Raw genomic sequence first — 14,901 nt, 5'->3', positions numbered from 1 at the left:
CCTGAAGTTCGCTCGCCGAGCGCCCGGCCGGCCGGGCGTTGGGATTCGAGCGCCCGGGCCGCCGGGCACTCGGCGGGGCGGCTGGACCCGAGACCCGACACCCGAGACCCGACACCCCTTGACTGTGACGCAGGTCACCGTAGTATGACCAGTGGTCATCGAAGCGAGGAGCCAGCATTGCCGACGGTCACCTGGGCGCGCGTCGACCCCGCTCGTCGCGCCGCGATCATCGAAGCCGCGGAGGCGGAATTCGGGGCGCACGGCTTCTCCCGCGGCAGCCTCAACGTCATCGCGCGCCGCGCGGGCGTCGCCAAGGGCAGCCTGTTCCAGTACTTCGCCGACAAGCGCGACCTGTACGCGTTCATCGCCGACATCGCCAGCCAGCGGGTGCGGGCCTACATGGAGGGGCGCATCCGCGAACTCGACCCGAGCCGGCCCTTCTTCGAGTTCCTGACCGACTGGCTTGACGCCTGGGTGGCCTACTTTGCCGACCACCCGCACGAGCGCGCGCTGCACGCCGCGGCGACCCTCGAAGTCGACACCGAGGCCCGCGTCAGCGTGCAGAACGTCATCCACCGCCACTACCTGGAAGTGATGCGCCCGCTGGTCCGCGACGCGCACGTGCGCGGCGACCTGCGCGCCGAGTCGGACACCGACGCGCTGTTGTCGTTGCTGCTGTTGATCTTTCCGCACCTGGCGCTGGCGCCCTACATGCGCGGGCTGGACCCGGTCCTCGGGCTCGACGAGCCCACCCCCGAGCAGCCGGCGCTGGCCGTGCGCAGGCTCGTCGGCGTGCTGGCCGCGGCGTTCTCGGAGGACTCCTCCGTCAATTCAGCCCCCCAACGATCTGAGGAGGTCTCATGAATCGAACCCGAATCGCCTCGATGGCCGAGGGCGGCCTCAACTGGGACAGCTTGCCGCTCAAGCTGTTTGCGGGCGGCAACGCGAAATTCTGGAATCCGGCCGACATCGACTTTTCCCGCGACCGGGAGGACTGGGAGCGCCTCACCGACGACGAACGCAGCTATGCGACGCGGTTGTGCGCCGAGTTCATCGCCGGCGAGGAATCGGTGACCCAGGACATCCAGCCGTTCATGGCCGCGATGCGGGCCGAAGGCCGGCTGGGTGACGAGATGTACCTGACGCAGTTCGCCTTCGAGGAAGCCAAGCACGTCCAGGTGTTCCGCATGTGGCTCGACGCCGTGGGCATCACCGAGGACCTGCACTACTTCCTCGACGACGTCCCGACCTACCGCACCATCTTCTACGAGGAACTGCCGGAGTGTCTGAACGCGCTGACGCTCGATCCGTCGCCGGCCGCCCAGGTGCGGGCGTCGGTGACCTACAACCACATGGTCGAGGGCATGCTGGCGCTGACCGGCTACTTCGGCTGGCACAAGATCTGCGTGGAGCGCGGCATCCTGCCCGGCATGCAGGAGCTGGTCCGGCGGATCGGCGACGACGAGCGCCGCCACATGGCGTGGGGCACCTTCACGTGCCGTCGCCACGTGGCCGCCGACGACGCCAACTGGGGCGTCTTCGAAACGCGCATGAACGAACTCATGCCGCTCGGGCTGCGGCTGATCGAGGAGGGCTTCGCCCTCTACGACCCGATGCCCTTCGGCCTGTCGGTCGACGAGTTCATGGCCTACGCCTCCGACAAGGGGATGCGGCGGTTCGGCACCATCTCCAGCGCCCGCGGCCGGCCGCTCGGCGAGATCGACCTGGACTACTCGCCGCTGCAGCTCGAGGACACGTTCGCCGACGAGGACGAAAAGGCGCTGGCGGGCGCGTCGGCCTAGCAGCTCACTCGACCTTGTCGTCGCCCGACGAGGAGCCGCTTTCGGATTCGCCGACCCAGACGGTCTTGGCGTTGACGAACGCGCGGATGCCCAGGCCCGCGAGTTCGCGTCCGTAGCCGGACCGTTTGACGCCGCCGAACCCCAGCTCGGGGTAGGACACCGTCATCCCGTTGATGAAGACCTGGCCGGCCTCGATGTCGTCGATGAAGCGCTGCTGCTCGGCCTCGTCGTTGGTCCAGGCGTTGGACCCCAGGCCGAACGTGGTGGCGTTCGCGATCTCGATGGCCTCGTCGATGTCTTTGGCGCGGTACATCGACGCGACGGGGCCGAACACCTCTTCGGTGTAGAGGCCCATGTCCTTGGTGATGTCGGTGACCACCGTCGGTGGGTAGAACCAGCCCGGCCCGTCGATGGGCTTGCCGCCGAGGCGGATGGTGGCGCCCGCGGCGGCGGCGTCGTCGACCTGCTTGGCGATCTCGTCGCGGCCGGACTCGGTGGCCAGCGGGCCCACGTCGGTGTCGGGGTCGGTCGGGTCGCCGACGGTGAGCGCGGCCATGCGCTCGGTGAACTTGTCGACGAACGCGTCGTAGATGTCGGTGTGGACGATGAACCGCTTTGCGGCGATGCAGGATTGGCCGTTGTTCTGCACCCGGGCGGTGACCGCGGTCTTGGCGGCCTCGTCCAGGTCCGCCGAGGGCATCACGATGAACGGGTCGCTGCCGCCGAGCTCGAGCACCGTCGGTTTGATCTCGTCGCCGGCGATGGCCGCCACCGACTGGCCGGCCGGCTCGCTACCGGTCAGGGTGGCCGCCGCGACGCGCGGGTCGCGCAGGATGCGCTCGACGGCGCTGGAGGAGACCAGCAGGGTCTGGAAGCAGCCCTCGGGGAAGCCCCCGCGGGTGATGACGTCGGAAAGATACAGCGCGCTCTGGGGGACGTTCGAGGCGTGCTTGAGGATCCCGACGTTGCCGGCCATCAGCGCCGGGGCGGCGAACCGCACGGCCTGCCACAGCGGGAAGTTCCACGGCATCACCGCCAGCACGACGCCGAGCGGTTGATAGCGGATGTAGGCCTTCTTCGCGCCCACCGCCTTGGCGTCGGCCGGCTCGTCGGCGAGCAGCTGCTCGGCGTGCTCGGCGTAGTAGCGAAAACCCTTGGCGCACTTCAACACCTCGGCCTTGGCCGATTTCAGGGTCTTGCCCATCTCCAGCGTCATCATGGCGGCGACGTCGTCGGCCTCCGCTTCCAGCAGGTCGGCGGTGGCGTTTGCCCACCCCGCGCGCTGGGCAAACGTGGTGTTGTGGCGGTAGTCGAGGAAGCGTTCGTAGGCACGGGCGATCGCGGCATCGACTTCTTGATCGGTGGCCGGGGTGAAGGTTTTCACTGTCTCGCCGGTAGCCGGGTTAATGGTGGCGATGGGCACCTGGCCCTCCTTCATCGGATGAGTAGCTGAAAAGTCCAACACCCACCCTGCCACTATCGTTCCTTCAAGGGAGGTGCCGGATGAGCAGAGCCGCCGAGTTGATCGTCAAGTGCCTGGAAAACGAGGGTGTTTCCGTCGTGTTCGGGGTGCCCGGCGAGGAGAACATCCGATTCGTGCAGGCGCTGGCGGCGTCGCCCATCCGCTACGTGCTCACCCGGCACGAACAGGCCGCGTCCTTCATGGCCGAGATGTACGGCCGGGTCACCGGCCGGGCGGCGGTGGTGTCGGCCACCCTGGGGCCCGGCGCGATCAACATGCAGCTCGGCGTCGCCGACGCCACCACCAACAGCACCCCGCTGGTCGCCATCTCCGCGCAGGTGGGCCACGACCGGGAATTCAAGGAGTCGCACCAATACGTCGACCTGGTGTCGATGTTCGCCCCGATCACCCGGTGGGCGGCCGGCATCCCGACCCCGCGCGCCATCCCGGAGATGGTGCGCAAGGCGTTCAAGCTCGCCGAGTCCGAACGCCCGGCCGCGGTCTATCTCGCGGTGCCCGAGCACATAGATGCAGATGCCGCCGACTATTCCGACCTGGGGCCGTTGCCGCGCAACGTCGTGCGCCCCGACGCTCCGGCGCCCCGCCAGGTGGAACGCGCCGTCGCAATCCTGCGCAACGCCAAGCGCCCGGTGGTGCTGGCCGGGCACGGCGCCGCGCGCGCCGACGCCACCAAAGCCCTGGTGCGCTTCTCCGACGAGTTCGGCATCCAGGTGGCCAACACCTTCCACGGCAAGGGCGTCATGCCCGACGACCACCGCAACAGCATCGGCACGCTGGGCTTCATGCGGCACGACTACGTCAACTTCGGGTTCGACAACGCCGACGTCGTCATCGCCGTCGGCTACGAGTTGCAGGAATTCGACCCGGTCCGCATCAACCCCCAGGCCGATAAGAAGATCATCCACATTCACCGGTTCCCCGCCGAGGTCGACGCGCACTACTCGGTCGACGTGGGGATCATCGGGGACATCAGCGATTCGCTGAACGCCCTCACCGACGCGCTGTCCGGTCACAGCTTCAGCCACGCCGCCGACGTGCCCGGGTCGGGCCTGCTCGCCGAGGAATTCGCCCGGGGGCAACAGGATTCGCGCTACCCGCTGGCGCCGGCGCGGGTGGTCGCCGACACCCGCGCGGCGCTGGGCCGCAGCGACGTCGTCCTGGTCGACACCGGCGCCACCAAGATGTGGATGGCCCGGCTCTACCCGACGTACGAAAAGAACACCTGCCTGATCTCAAACGGCCTGTCCACCATGAGCTTCGCCCTTCCCGGGGCGCTCGGCGTCAAGCTGGCGCAGCCGGAGTCCAAGGTGCTGGCCGTCGTCGGCGACGGCGCGTTCCTGATGAACTCGCAGGAGATCGAGACCGCCGTGCGCGAGCGGATACCGCTGGTCGTGCTGATCTGGGAGGACGGCGGGTACGGCCTCATCGAATGGAAGATGGATCTCGAACTCGGGGCGCACTACTACGTGAAATTCAACAACCCGGACGTGGTGACGTACGCGGAAAGCTTCGGCGCCAAGGGATATCGGATCACTCATGCCGACGAACTGCTCCCGACGCTGCGCGCCGCGCTCGACGACGAGGGCGTCTCGTTGATCAGCTGCCCGGTCGACTACTCGGAGAACCTGCGGCTGACCGACCGGCTCGGCGAGCTGGACGAAACGCTGTGATTCGGGAATCCATTGCCGATGACCGAGCGTGATCGCGACGAATCGGGCCGGCCGCGCAGCGCCCGACCCCGCGACGCCCTGGGCCGGCCCCTGCCGCCGGGCAGCGAAGGCGTTCCACGCATTCCGGACGACCTGGCGCTGGCGCCGGTCGAGACGCTGGCATACGCCCAGGATCTGCTGGACCGAGGCCTCGCCTTCAACGCCCATGAGGTGCTCGAGGCCGCCTGGAAGAACGGACCGGCCGACGAGCAGGCCCTGTGGCAAGGCCTGACGCAGCTCGCGGTGGGGATCACCCACGCGCAGCGTGGCAACGTCAAGGGTGCGACCACGCTGCTCAGCCGTGCCCGCGCCCATCTGGCGCAGCAGGATCGGCCGGCGCCGCACGCCGTTGATGCGGCCGGGCTGGTGGACTTCGCCGATGCGCTGATCGACGCCCTCGCCGCCGGGGCGGATATCACCGCATCGCGGCTACGGCCCCGCCTGACGGCCTGAAATGGCCGGCTCGCCAACGGGATCGGCGCGTCCCGTTACCCGTCTTGTTGATTCTCCAACAGCGTGACCCGGCGAAGTTCCACAACGAACCACAAGGTTGCGGCGACGGTGGCGAGTAGCGCGATGATCGCCACCGTGCTGAGCCATTCGTAATGCTGGTAGGCGGCGACGGCCAAGCTGGCGATGATGCCGCACAATGCGACCCCCAGCAGAATGAACCCGGGCCAAAAGAAGTTGTCCTTCATCGTGAGACCGGCGCGTGGGTGTGCCGTCCGATGACGATCGGTCGGGTCGTGATGTGTGTCTCCCATGGTTCCCTCTCGTCGGTCAATTCCGCAGTGACTCGGCAACTTTGGGGAAGCCGATATCACGGGGAACGTAGACGTCGAACAGCAGGATCGCGCCGATCGTCGTCACGAGCCAGACCATGACCGTCGCGGCGAGCCACGATGCGCCGCCGTAGATGCTGAGTCCGTGCGTCGACACCGAAGCCAGGCTCATCGCGCCGATGGTCAGGGTCAGGCCGGTGCAGCCCAGCAGCAGCGACGCGTATCCATGGGGCAATTTCAAGATCTTCACCGACAGGGTCGTCTGCGTTACCGAGAAGAACACCACGGCAACGATGAGGCCCGATGCCGTCAGCACAACGTGGGGAACGGTCCTCGCCGCCAGCGCCAGCCCGATGGTCCAGGTGGCCGACCGCGCGGCGGTCCGGAGCACAAAGTGCTTCACGACACCGGGCGCTTTACCACGGCGATATCGCATCGTGGTCGGCGATGCGCGCGGGTAGCCTGATCGTCGAACCGATGGATGTGGGCGGCGCTGGTTGGCAAGGTGACCATGGCGGCTCCTGAAAACTAACAGATAAGTAATTAAACTTTAGAAATTATTCGCTGTAACGTCAAGACTTTTGTGATTTAGAAGTGGGCGCGATGGACCAACTGCAACGCGATGCCGCCGGAATCGGCGCCCTCGCCGACCCCGTGCGCTACGAGCTGTATCAGTTTGTGTGTTCGCAGCCCGGACCGGTGAGCCGCGATCAGGCGGCCGAAGTGGTGGGAATCGCCCGGCACCAGGCGAAGTTTCATCTCGACCGGCTGACGGCCGAAGGCCTGCTGGAATGTGACTACGCCCGGTTGACCGGCCGGACCGGCCCGGGAGCGGGGCGCACCTCGAAGCTGTACCGACGTGTCCGTCGCGACATCGCCGTGAGTTTGCCGCAACGTCAGTACGAGTTGGCCGGGCGGCTGATGGGCCGGGCCATCGTCCAATCCCAGCAGAGCGGCGCGCCCGTCGTAGAGGTGTTGCACCGCAACGCCCACGACTACGGCCGGAGCATCGCGGAGAGCGCGCTGAGCGCGGCCCGCCGGCGGCCGGCCGACGCGCGTGCGGCGCTGAAACTGGTGGCCAGCTTGTTGCGGGAGTATGGCTATGAACCGGGTCACGACGACGACGGCGTGTATCTGGTCAACTGCCCGTTCCATGCGCTGGCTCAGGAACAGACCGAATTGGCCTGCGGCATGAACCACGCGCTGATCAACGGGATGGTGGACGCGATGACCCCGCGTTGCCTGGATGCCCGGCTGCAGCCGACGCCGGGCCGGTGCTGTGTGGTGGTCGCGGCAAGCGCTGACTAGCTCACGGCGCTGCCGCGTGCCAAACCCGTTGCCTCAGTGTGTTATTCAGGCACCGCCGGCGTCCGCCGGGTACGTCACCCGCCCGCGCTCGTCGACGACGGGTGTGGCGCCCCATTGTCCGAGTCGATGCTCACGCGGCGCGGATCCGCTGATGAGGTGCCATACCGTCCAGCCCTGGGCGACAAGGCTGTTCGCGATCAATTGCCGATGGCATCGCCACGGCACGGGCTCACCGCACATGATCGCCACGCGGTGGGAGCGGGCGAGCGTGATCAGTTCCGCCAGGCCGCGCTGGTATTCGTCGGTGAGGGTGTAATCGGCGTAATTCTTGAAGCTGGCGTTCTGCCAGCCCGCGTTGATGGTGGGGTCGACGCTTTGCCGGCCGCGTCGTCCCCCGAGCGCGGGAAGGTGGAGGTAGCCGATGCCGGCGTCGCCGAGCCAGCGCGCCATCTCCGCACTGCCGAACTGGGGATTGCGTCGCGAGCCGGGCTGGGCGCGCACGTCGACGAGCAGGTCGATGCGGGCCTGATCGAGGGGTTCCAGGAAGGTGGGCACCGGGCATGTCCAATGCCCGATCGTCCAGATCTCGCCGTCGTCGCTCATGGTGGTGTCGCGGCGTGTCCTAGTCGATCTTCTCCAGGGCGTCGCCCTTGTGCATCGCGATGTGGTCGGTTTTGTCGCTTCTGATCTCGTATTGCGGGTCGTCTTTCGTGCAGTGCCGTTTGTGGCCCTTGTACTCGGTGTCGCGGGTGTGCTTCTTGACCACGATGCCGCTGACGTGACCGGCTTCCGAATTCCATCGGACGTGGTCCCCGACCTCGAACTGTTTGGCCACCGTGCGCCTCCTTCGCGTGCGTTGTGGTTCGCTGCGTGGGTTCCCCCACCACTGCGACGAGTAACCGTGCGCGTGGTCGAATGGGCGCATGCTGTTTCGTCAGCTGGAGTACTTCGTCGCGCTCGCGCAAGAGCGCCACTTCGCGCGCGCCGCGCGGGCGTGCTACGTGTCGCAGCCCGCGCTGTCGGAGGCCATCCGCAAGCTCGAATCCGAACTCAACGTCCCGCTGGTGCGGCGGGGGCAGCGGTTCGAAGGCCTCACCCCCGAAGGCGAGCGGCTGGTGCCCTGGGCGCGGCGCATCCTGGCCGACCGCGACTCGCTCAAACGGGAGGTCACCGCGCTGCAGGCCGGGCTGACCGGCGAGTTGCGGCTGGGGGTGGTCCCGGCCGCATCGACCACCGTTGCGCTGCTTACGGATCCGTTCTGTGCCGCGCATCCCCTGGTGCGGGTCCGGCTCGAGGTCAATCTGCGATCGGCCGGCATCGTCGAACGCGTCCGCAAGTTCGAATTGGACGCCGGCATCCTCTATCCGGACCAACAGGACACGGCCGACCTGCTGGTCACCCCGCTCTACCACGAACAACCGGTGCTCATCGCCGCCGCCGAGCTGCTGGGCGGCGAGTCGGACACCATCGCGTGGTCGGATGCCGTGCAGCTGCCGCTGTGCCTGCTCACCCAGGGCATGCGCGGGCGCCGGGTCATCGACGACGCGTTGGCCACCCACGGCCTCGAGGTGACACCGCAGCTGGAAACCGACTCCGTGGCAGCGTTGTTCGCGCACGTGCGCACCGGCCGGTGGGCGAGCATCGTGCCCCAACCGTGGATCCACACCCTGGGCATCCCCGCCGGGGCCAGCGTGCTGCGACTGCGCCGGCCCTCGGTCACCGCGCTGATCGCGTTGGTCACCAACCGGGCCGAGCCGGGTTCGTTGCTGGCGCGGGCGTTGCGGCGGACCGCGCGCGAGGCCCGCATCGGCGCCACGCTCTCCGAGCGGTCCTAGCCCCCGTCTCCACTGATCGGCGTCGCCTATCAGCCAGTCGGAATCGCGTCTTGGACAGCCCGTGGCCGCGCCGTGAGACTGGGGTTGATCGCCAGTTAAGGAGAATTCAATGGCCAAGTGTGTGATGGTGCTTTATCCCGACCCCGTCGACGGATACCCGCCGGCCTACGCGCGCGACAGCATCCCGACGATCCACGGATATCCCGACGGCAGCACCGTGCCGACTCCGTCAACGATCGATTTCACGCCCGGTGAGTTGCTTGGCTGCGTGTCGGGCGCCCTCGGGCTGCGCAAGTTTTTCGAAGACGCGGGCCACGAACTGGTGGTGACGTCGGACAAGGACGGACCCGACTCGGAGTTCGAACGCGCGTTGCCCGACGCCGAAATCGTGATCTCGCAACCGTTTTGGCCGGCCTACCTGACCAAGGAGCGCATCGCCAAGGCGCCCAAGCTCAAGCTGGCCCTGACCGCCGGCATCGGCTCGGACCACGTGGATCTGGATGCGGCCAAGGAGCGCGGGATCACCGTGGCCGAAGTGACCTACAGCAACAGCATCAGCGTCGCCGAGCACGCGGTGATGCAGATCCTGGCACTGGTCCGCAATTTCGTCCCGTCCCACCGGTGGGCCGTCGAGGGCGGCTGGAACATCGCCGACTGCGTCGAGCGCGCTTACGACCTCGAGGGCATGGACGTGGGTGTGATCGCCGCCGGACGGATCGGGCGTGCGGTGCTGCGCCGGTTGGCGCCGTTCGACGTCAACCTGCACTACACCGACACCCGCCGGTTGGCACCGGAGGTCGAAAAGGAACTGAACGTGACGTTCCATCCCACGGTGCAGGAGCTGGTGCGGGCGGTCGACGTGGTCTCGATCCACTCGCCGCTGTACGCGGACACCCGCGCGATGTTCGACGAGAAGCTGATCTCGACGATGCGGCGTGGCTCCTACATCGTCAACACCGCCCGCGCCGAGGAGACCGTCCCGGAAGCGATCGCCGACGCGCTGCGCAGCGGGCAACTCGGCGGTTACGCCGGCGACGTGTGGTACCCGCAGCCCCCGCCGGTCGCCCATCCGTGGCGGACGATGCCGAATAACGCGATGACGCCGCATGTTTCGGGGACGACCCTGTCGGCGCAGGCGCGCTACGCGGCCGGCACCCGGGAGATCCTGGAAAGCTGGTTGGCCGGCACGCCGATCCGTCCGGAGTACCTGATCGTCGAGGGCGGCAGGCTCGCGGGCACCGGGGCGCTGTCCTACCAGAAGTAGTCGCGGGCATCGGCCAGTTGGCGCTCAGCCCCCGCCTTTGCCCTTGCTCTCTTCGAGTTGTCCGGGGCAGTAGGCCTTCGCCGATATCGTGGCGAATTGGGCGGCGCCGTGGGTGGTCAGGGCGGGGTTGTTGTCGCGTATGTCGGTGAGGAGTTGCAGGCCGGATACGCCGCGAGTGATCATGCCGCACACCGACTTTCCCGCGGCGACGGCCTGGCCGGGGTCCTTGAAGCTGATCCCGACGGTGTGGAGGTCGGACAGGAAGGATCCGTTGTTGTCGTCGGCGGGTGCCTCGTCCTCGCCCGGCGTGGCGTGTGCGGGTGCCGCGAGCGTGATGCCCAGCGATACGGTGAGAAGCGCGAGCAGCCGTGTCATGGAGCCTCCTTCGGTGTGGTTATCCCAGCTGGGATTCGGGGTGTGCGGCGGCGGGCGTCGGTTCGTCGTTGACGTGCACGGCGTGCACTCCGGGTGTGGTTCTGAGTTGGGCGACCAGGTCGTCGAGGCCGGACTCGTCGACGTTCCAGTGCTGCACCTGGTCGGGCATTTCTTGTAGTTGGGCGATGATGCGGTCGAGTTTGACCGGTTGGGTGCGGCGCTGGCCGGCGATCGCGCGGGTCTGGATCCCGGTGGTGGTGTTGATGACGCGGGCGGCGGGGCCGCCGAGTGCGCCGCCGGCCAGGCTGCCCAGGGTGGCGTCGTTGACCAGCTCGGCCGGGAAACCCGCCGCGGCGGCCGCGGCCGCGCTGGTGGCCGGCAGTGCGGTGGAGGCCAGCCGGATGGCGGGGGCGGCGGTGGCCCAGCTCGAGGGCACCGACAGCTTTCCCACGGTCGGCGCGGTGCCCAGCACCGCCGATACGGGACGCACCGGGACGCCGGCGCCAAGGCCTCCGGGGGAGGCCAGACCCGCGCCCAGCGAAGCTTTGGGCAAGCCGGCGCTCCAGGGGGCATAGACGAAGGCCCCCTTCCATTCCGAGACGCCCAGGCCGCCACTGGCGCCGACGACGTTGGTCCAGGTGGCCTGCCCGCCGACGCCCTTGACGCTGGAGAACAGCGCCTCCCACAGCGGCGCGACCTCCTTACTGCCGGTCATGCCCTCGATCAGCTTCTGCCACGATTGGGTGTATCCCGTGGTAAGCGAGTTGATGTAGTCCTGCAGCTGTTGCGTCCACGAGGACGACGAGCTCGACGCCGCGGCGGCCGTGGTGCTCGCCTGAGCCGCCGACCCGGTGTCCTTGCTGACAGCGGGCGCCTGCTCGAACGGCGCCAGCTCCCCGGCGGACTGGGAGGCGGCGGCGTAGCCGAACATCGCGGTGACGTCTTGGGACCACATCTGGGCGTATTCGGCTTCGGTGGCCGCGATCGCCGCGCCGTTTTGCCCCAACAGGTTGGTCGCCTGCAGCGCTGCCAGCTGGGTGCGGTTGGCGGCGATCAGCGCGGGCGGGACGACGGAGGCCAGCGCGGCCTCATAGGCGGCAGCCGCGGCTTGGGCTTGGGCGGCAGTCTGCTCAGCGAGGCCCGCCGTGGTCGAGATCCAGTTCACGTACGGTGCCGCGGCGGACGCCATGGAGTCCGACGACGGGCCCTGCCAGTCCTCGCCGATGAGTTCGGAGATCGCCGCGCCGTACGAGGATGCGGTGGAATGCAATTCGGCGGCCAGCGCCTGCCATGCGGCGGCCGCGGACAGCATGGGCGCCGCGCCGGGGCCGGCGTAGAGCTGGATGGAGATGACCTCTGGTGGGAGCGCTGCGAAATCGGTGAAAACCATGGCGGTGCCTTTCCTTATTTCGGGTTCGGCGGGATCACGATGACCGTGGAGGTGGTGGCGATGTCATCAACGGCCACCGCCCCGGGCACCCGGACCGCCGGCCCGGCCACCGCGCGGGTGGCGCTGCCCCCGACGGCGCGTCCGGCCAGGCTCGACAAGGCGGTGGGGCCGAACAGGCCCTGGCCGGGGTTCATCGTCATCGCGGGTGCGGCGTCCAGCATCGTCTCGGGCAGCTCGGCGGCCAGGGTCCTGATCGCGGGCGCGGCCGAGGCCCAGTTCGCGGGAACCGACAACGATCCGACCACACCGGCACGACCCACCGCCGCCGACACCGTTCCCGCACTCGGTGCCTGAAAGGAGGTGGCGCCGGTCAGCAGATCGCTGTGCAGCAACGGGGCCAGAACCCCATGGAGACCCTTGGGATGCAGTGTGGGGTCGACACTTTGAACGTTGCCGCCCATCGCCTTGGTGTTGAGCGCAAGCTGATAAAAACCCTTCCCCGCGTCTGCGACCCCGAGCGGCGAGTAGGGCCCGGTCAGGGTGCTGAGGAAGCTGTTGAAACTTTTCAGGCCTCCCGTGGCTTCCCCGAGACCGAGCGAGATTCCCGGCGACGTCGTCGCCGCGGTTTGTGCCGCGGCCGGGGCCTGCGAGAGCGCCTGGGAGACCGCGGTTTCCACATTGGAGCTCGCCGAGGACTGAGTCGCGGCGGCGACCGCGGTGGTCTGGTTGGTTTCCGCGCTGCCGTCGGTGGTCGTCGGCGGCGTGGTGAACGGTGCCAGTTGAGTCGCGGCCGCCGAGGAACCCGCATAGCCATACATCGCGGCCGCGTCTTGGGCCCACATCTCGGCGTACTGGGCCTCGGTGGCCGCGATGGCCGGGGTGTTTTGGCCCAGGATGTTGGTCGCGACCAGTGTCGCCAACAACGCCCGGTTGGCCGCGATCACCGGCGGCGGCACCGTGGCCGCGAAGACGGCCTCGTACGCGCCCGCCGCCGCCTTCGCCTGACTTGCCGACTGCTCGGCCTGCGCGGCGCTGCCGATCAGCCACGCGACGTACGGCGCGGCCGCGGCCGCCATCGACGTCGACGAGGGGCCATTCCACGCGGTTCTCAGCTCTGCGACGACGGACCCGTAAGACGCTGCCGTGGCGCGTAATTCGGACGCTAATCCGTCCCAGGCGGCCGCGGCGGCCAACAACGGGGCCGGCCCGGGGCCTGAGTAGATCCTGCCGGAGTTGATCTCCGGCGGTAACGCTCCGAATTCCATTTGTTTCCTCCGCCTCCGGCCGCGAACACCACGGACCCCGCGCTCGTCCTTGCCGATAAGGTTGGTCTTCAACAACATTGAGCAACTTCGGTCGGCACCCGCCAGTGGATGCCAGTTGCTTGAAATGTTCGGGTGCTCAGAAGACTAGCCAGCTCTGCCCGAAGAGCTCGTGGCAAATGCAGGCCGACGCCGGGGGAACACCGCGTTCGAATGGCAAGGCCTGCAACGCAGCGGTTTGATTGGCAAGGCGCCGATAGCCCCGTCTACCTCGGGCGAATTCGTACACGTCCCAGAGTGAAAACACGATCAACACCCGGCAAACATGAGCGTGCCAGGGGGTTTCCTCAATAAAAATCTCACCATCCAAAATTCGCTGCCCCGCACCGGGCGCGGTCATCCGCGTGCGCTTGACCAGAGTCCACTGGCAACACGACGTCGCCGTCGCGGCCCGGAATCACCGGCGCAGCGACGACCGCGAATGTTGTTTCGCTCCACAGCCTCCGGTGCCTGAGCCGGCCGCCCCGGCGGCGTCAACCGATGCGAACACCACTACGTCGGCCTTGCCGCGCCCACTATCGCGGGGCGGTCTGGCCTCGTCATCAGAAGTCCCACCTCATGCGGGTCAGTGAGTTTCGGCGGCGGTGGCGGCAAAGCGACGATCCACCCAGTTGCCGAAGCGCGGTGCGGACTTGATCTGGCCCGCCGCCGCCAGTAGGTCGGTGAGGCGCTGTTCGGCGTCAATCACGGTGTCGTCGAGGGGGATCGGCTGTCGCAGAGTGCGCCCCTGCGCGACGGCGGCGACGGCGGGGTCGATGCCGGCGGACCCGGCGTACTGAGCGGCCCACTCCTGCGGGTGCTCGCGCGCCCAGACCGCGGCTCGGGTGTATCGCGCCAGCAGATCCGCCAGGGCGGTGTTCCGTTTGGCGTCGGCCAGCGTTTGGTCGGAGGCGATCCCGAACGAGTACTTGTACTTGCGTGTGACCAGGCCCCGCACCGGGAGTTGCTGTTCGGCCTGCGCGGTATAGGGATCCCACACGGCCCACGCGTCGACCTGGCCATTGCGGAATCCCGACAGGGCGTCGGCCGGTTGCAGGAACACCAGGTGGACGTCGTCGGGTTTGAGTCCGGCCTTGTCGAGCTGATCAAGCACATTGGCGTGCGCCGAACTGCCCTTGGCCAGCGCGATGGTTTTGCCTCGCAGGTCGGTGACGGAGTGAATAGGCGAATCGGCGTGAACCAGAATCTGATCACCGGGGCCCCCACCGTCGAATGCGGACACCACCTTGATGCGGGCGTTGGCGACCGCGCCGAAAATCGGTGGGGTGTCACCGGTGATGGCGAAATCGATCTTGCCGGCGGCGGCGGCCTCGACCATCGGTGGTCCCGAGGTGAAGGTGGAGAATTCGATCCGGTACGGAAGGTTCTGCAGCTCGCCGGCGGCCCTCAGCATGGCTTCGGTGCCAACGCTCTTTTGATCGCCGACCTTGAGAGTCAGGTCGGCCAGCTGTGACAGCGGAACTCGGTCCGGCACCGCGCCGGGGCCGGCGGCCTGTTGGCGGGAGACGCACGCCGGCAGCAGCAGAGCGATGGCAGCCAGCAGTAGCGCGGTATGGCGTCGTGTCGACATCGAGCTCCTCAGATCAGGACACCGAGCTGGCTGAGCACGTCGGTGCGGTACCCGGGACGGG

The 14,901-nt window shown here is 67.9% G+C and carries 16 protein-coding genes; 7 read left to right on the top strand and 9 right to left on the bottom strand.

The window, feature by feature from the left end; translation table 11 throughout:
* Positions 1-177: 177 nt before the first annotated feature.
* Together W7S_RS24195 and W7S_RS24190 are read left to right on the top strand one after the other, a co-directional pair.
* On the top strand, positions 178-864 hold the full coding sequence (locus tag W7S_RS24195) for a TetR/AcrR family transcriptional regulator (protein ID WP_008261830.1): 687 nt from the start codon (positions 178-180) through the stop codon (positions 862-864).
* Positions 861-1,802 carry a R2-like ligand-binding oxidase gene (locus W7S_RS24190; protein WP_008261828.1) on the top strand — a complete coding sequence of 314 codons (942 nt, stop codon included), beginning with the start codon at positions 861-863 and terminating at the stop codon, positions 1,800-1,802. Before W7S_RS24195 ends, W7S_RS24190 begins: the two co-directional genes overlap by 4 nt.
* A 4-nt stretch (positions 1,803-1,806) precedes the next feature.
* Here W7S_RS24190 and W7S_RS24185 read toward each other — a convergent pair whose 3' ends face one another.
* Positions 1,807-3,225 carry an NADP-dependent succinic semialdehyde dehydrogenase gene (locus W7S_RS24185; RefSeq protein ID WP_036429637.1) on the bottom strand — a complete coding sequence of 473 codons (1,419 nt, stop codon included), beginning with the start codon at positions 3,223-3,225 and terminating at the stop codon, positions 1,807-1,809.
* A gap of 80 nt (positions 3,226-3,305) precedes the next feature.
* Between W7S_RS24185 and W7S_RS24180 the strand changes: the two genes are divergently transcribed.
* Positions 3,306-4,955 carry an acetolactate synthase large subunit gene (locus W7S_RS24180; RefSeq protein WP_008261824.1) on the top strand — a complete coding sequence of 550 codons (1,650 nt, stop codon included), beginning with the start codon at positions 3,306-3,308 and terminating at the stop codon, positions 4,953-4,955.
* 18 nt (positions 4,956-4,973) lie between these two features.
* A complete protein-coding gene (locus tag W7S_RS24175; RefSeq protein ID WP_008261822.1) occupies positions 4,974-5,447 on the top strand; it encodes a DUF309 domain-containing protein in 474 nt (157 codons plus the stop codon).
* 35 nt (positions 5,448-5,482) lie between these two features.
* Here W7S_RS24175 and W7S_RS24170 read toward each other — a convergent pair whose 3' ends face one another.
* Both W7S_RS24170 and W7S_RS24165 read right to left on the bottom strand, forming a co-directional pair.
* Entirely contained in the window at positions 5,483-5,692 is a 210-nt protein-coding gene (locus W7S_RS24170; protein ID WP_009957647.1) for a UsfY protein, read from the bottom strand.
* A gap of 82 nt (positions 5,693-5,774) precedes the next feature.
* Complete coding sequence (locus W7S_RS24165; protein ID WP_225331558.1) at positions 5,775-6,212, bottom strand: hypothetical protein; 438 nt, start codon at positions 6,210-6,212, stop codon at positions 5,775-5,777.
* A 167-nt stretch (positions 6,213-6,379) separates the two neighbouring features.
* Here W7S_RS24165 and W7S_RS24160 point away from each other — a divergent pair, with 167 nt between their 5' ends.
* Positions 6,380-7,084, top strand: coding sequence for a metalloregulator ArsR/SmtB family transcription factor (locus W7S_RS24160; protein ID WP_008261816.1), 705 nt, complete (start codon positions 6,380-6,382; stop codon positions 7,082-7,084).
* A gap of 45 nt (positions 7,085-7,129) precedes the next feature.
* Here the strand turns inward: W7S_RS24160 and W7S_RS24155 are convergent, their stop codons facing one another.
* Together W7S_RS24155 and W7S_RS24150 are read right to left on the bottom strand one after the other, a co-directional pair.
* Complete coding sequence (locus W7S_RS24155; RefSeq protein WP_008261815.1) at positions 7,130-7,687, bottom strand: DUF488 family protein; 558 nt, start codon at positions 7,685-7,687, stop codon at positions 7,130-7,132.
* Between the two features lie 19 nt (positions 7,688-7,706).
* Positions 7,707-7,919 (bottom strand): DUF2945 domain-containing protein, encoded by a 213-nt coding sequence (locus tag W7S_RS24150; RefSeq protein WP_008261813.1) that lies wholly within the window; start codon positions 7,917-7,919, stop codon positions 7,707-7,709.
* 88 nt (positions 7,920-8,007) lie between these two features.
* Here W7S_RS24150 and W7S_RS24145 point away from each other — a divergent pair, with 88 nt between their 5' ends.
* Positions 8,008-8,919, top strand: coding sequence for a LysR family transcriptional regulator (locus tag W7S_RS24145; RefSeq protein ID WP_008261812.1), 912 nt, complete (start codon positions 8,008-8,010; stop codon positions 8,917-8,919).
* 109 nt (positions 8,920-9,028) lie between these two features.
* Positions 9,029-10,183 (top strand): NAD-dependent formate dehydrogenase, encoded by a 1,155-nt coding sequence (locus W7S_RS24140; protein ID WP_008261811.1) that lies wholly within the window; start codon positions 9,029-9,031, stop codon positions 10,181-10,183.
* A 24-nt stretch (positions 10,184-10,207) separates the two neighbouring features.
* Here W7S_RS24140 and W7S_RS24135 read toward each other — a convergent pair whose 3' ends face one another.
* The 4 genes from W7S_RS24135 to W7S_RS24120 all read right to left on the bottom strand — a co-directional run bounded on the left by W7S_RS24135 (position 10,208) and on the right by W7S_RS24120 (position 14,840).
* Complete coding sequence (locus W7S_RS24135) at positions 10,208-10,558, bottom strand: DUF732 domain-containing protein (protein WP_008261810.1); 351 nt, start codon at positions 10,556-10,558, stop codon at positions 10,208-10,210.
* A gap of 19 nt (positions 10,559-10,577) precedes the next feature.
* A complete protein-coding gene (locus tag W7S_RS24130) occupies positions 10,578-11,948 on the bottom strand; it encodes a PPE family protein (RefSeq protein WP_008261809.1) in 1,371 nt (456 codons plus the stop codon).
* 14 nt (positions 11,949-11,962) lie between these two features.
* Positions 11,963-13,213: a PPE family protein gene (locus W7S_RS24125; RefSeq protein WP_008261808.1), complete on the bottom strand. Its 1,251-nt coding sequence runs from the start codon at positions 13,211-13,213 to the stop codon at positions 11,963-11,965.
* A 622-nt stretch (positions 13,214-13,835) separates the two neighbouring features.
* Complete coding sequence (locus W7S_RS24120; protein WP_008261807.1) at positions 13,836-14,840, bottom strand: ABC transporter substrate-binding protein; 1,005 nt, start codon at positions 14,838-14,840, stop codon at positions 13,836-13,838.
* Positions 14,841-14,901 lie beyond the last annotated feature (61 nt).

The sequence above is a fragment of the Mycobacterium sp. MOTT36Y genome (assembly GCF_000262165.1).
Lineage (GTDB): Bacteria > Actinomycetota > Actinomycetes > Mycobacteriales > Mycobacteriaceae > Mycobacterium > Mycobacterium intracellulare.
Note: the sequence above shows the minus strand (reverse complement) of the source record. Positions and strands in the feature narration are given on the sequence as shown.

Excerpts from the sequence above, each read along its gene's own strand:
- W7S_RS24140 (WP_008261811.1), top strand. The coding sequence starts at position 9,029 with ATGGCCAAGTGTGTGATGGTGCTTTATCCCGACCCCGTCGACGGATAC.
- W7S_RS24165 (WP_225331558.1), bottom strand. The coding sequence starts at position 6,212 with ATGCGATATCGCCGTGGTAAAGCGCCCGGTGTCGTGAAGCACTTTGTG.
- W7S_RS24170 (WP_009957647.1), bottom strand. The coding sequence starts at position 5,692 with ATGAAGGACAACTTCTTTTGGCCCGGGTTCATTCTGCTGGGGGTCGCA.
- W7S_RS24120 (WP_008261807.1), bottom strand. The coding sequence starts at position 14,840 with ATGTCGACACGACGCCATACCGCGCTACTGCTGGCTGCCATCGCTCTG.
- W7S_RS24125 (WP_008261808.1), bottom strand. The coding sequence starts at position 13,213 with ATGGAATTCGGAGCGTTACCGCCGGAGATCAACTCCGGCAGGATCTAC.
- W7S_RS24160 (WP_008261816.1), top strand. The coding sequence starts at position 6,380 with ATGGACCAACTGCAACGCGATGCCGCCGGAATCGGCGCCCTCGCCGAC.
- W7S_RS24190 (WP_008261828.1), top strand. The coding sequence starts at position 861 with ATGAATCGAACCCGAATCGCCTCGATGGCCGAGGGCGGCCTCAACTGG.
- W7S_RS24130 (WP_008261809.1), bottom strand. The coding sequence starts at position 11,948 with ATGGTTTTCACCGATTTCGCAGCGCTCCCACCAGAGGTCATCTCCATC.
- W7S_RS24175 (WP_008261822.1), top strand. The coding sequence starts at position 4,974 with ATGACCGAGCGTGATCGCGACGAATCGGGCCGGCCGCGCAGCGCCCGA.
- W7S_RS24145 (WP_008261812.1), top strand. The coding sequence starts at position 8,008 with ATGCTGTTTCGTCAGCTGGAGTACTTCGTCGCGCTCGCGCAAGAGCGC.
- W7S_RS24135 (WP_008261810.1), bottom strand. The coding sequence starts at position 10,558 with ATGACACGGCTGCTCGCGCTTCTCACCGTATCGCTGGGCATCACGCTC.
- W7S_RS24155 (WP_008261815.1), bottom strand. The coding sequence starts at position 7,687 with ATGAGCGACGACGGCGAGATCTGGACGATCGGGCATTGGACATGCCCG.
- W7S_RS24180 (WP_008261824.1), top strand. The coding sequence starts at position 3,306 with ATGAGCAGAGCCGCCGAGTTGATCGTCAAGTGCCTGGAAAACGAGGGT.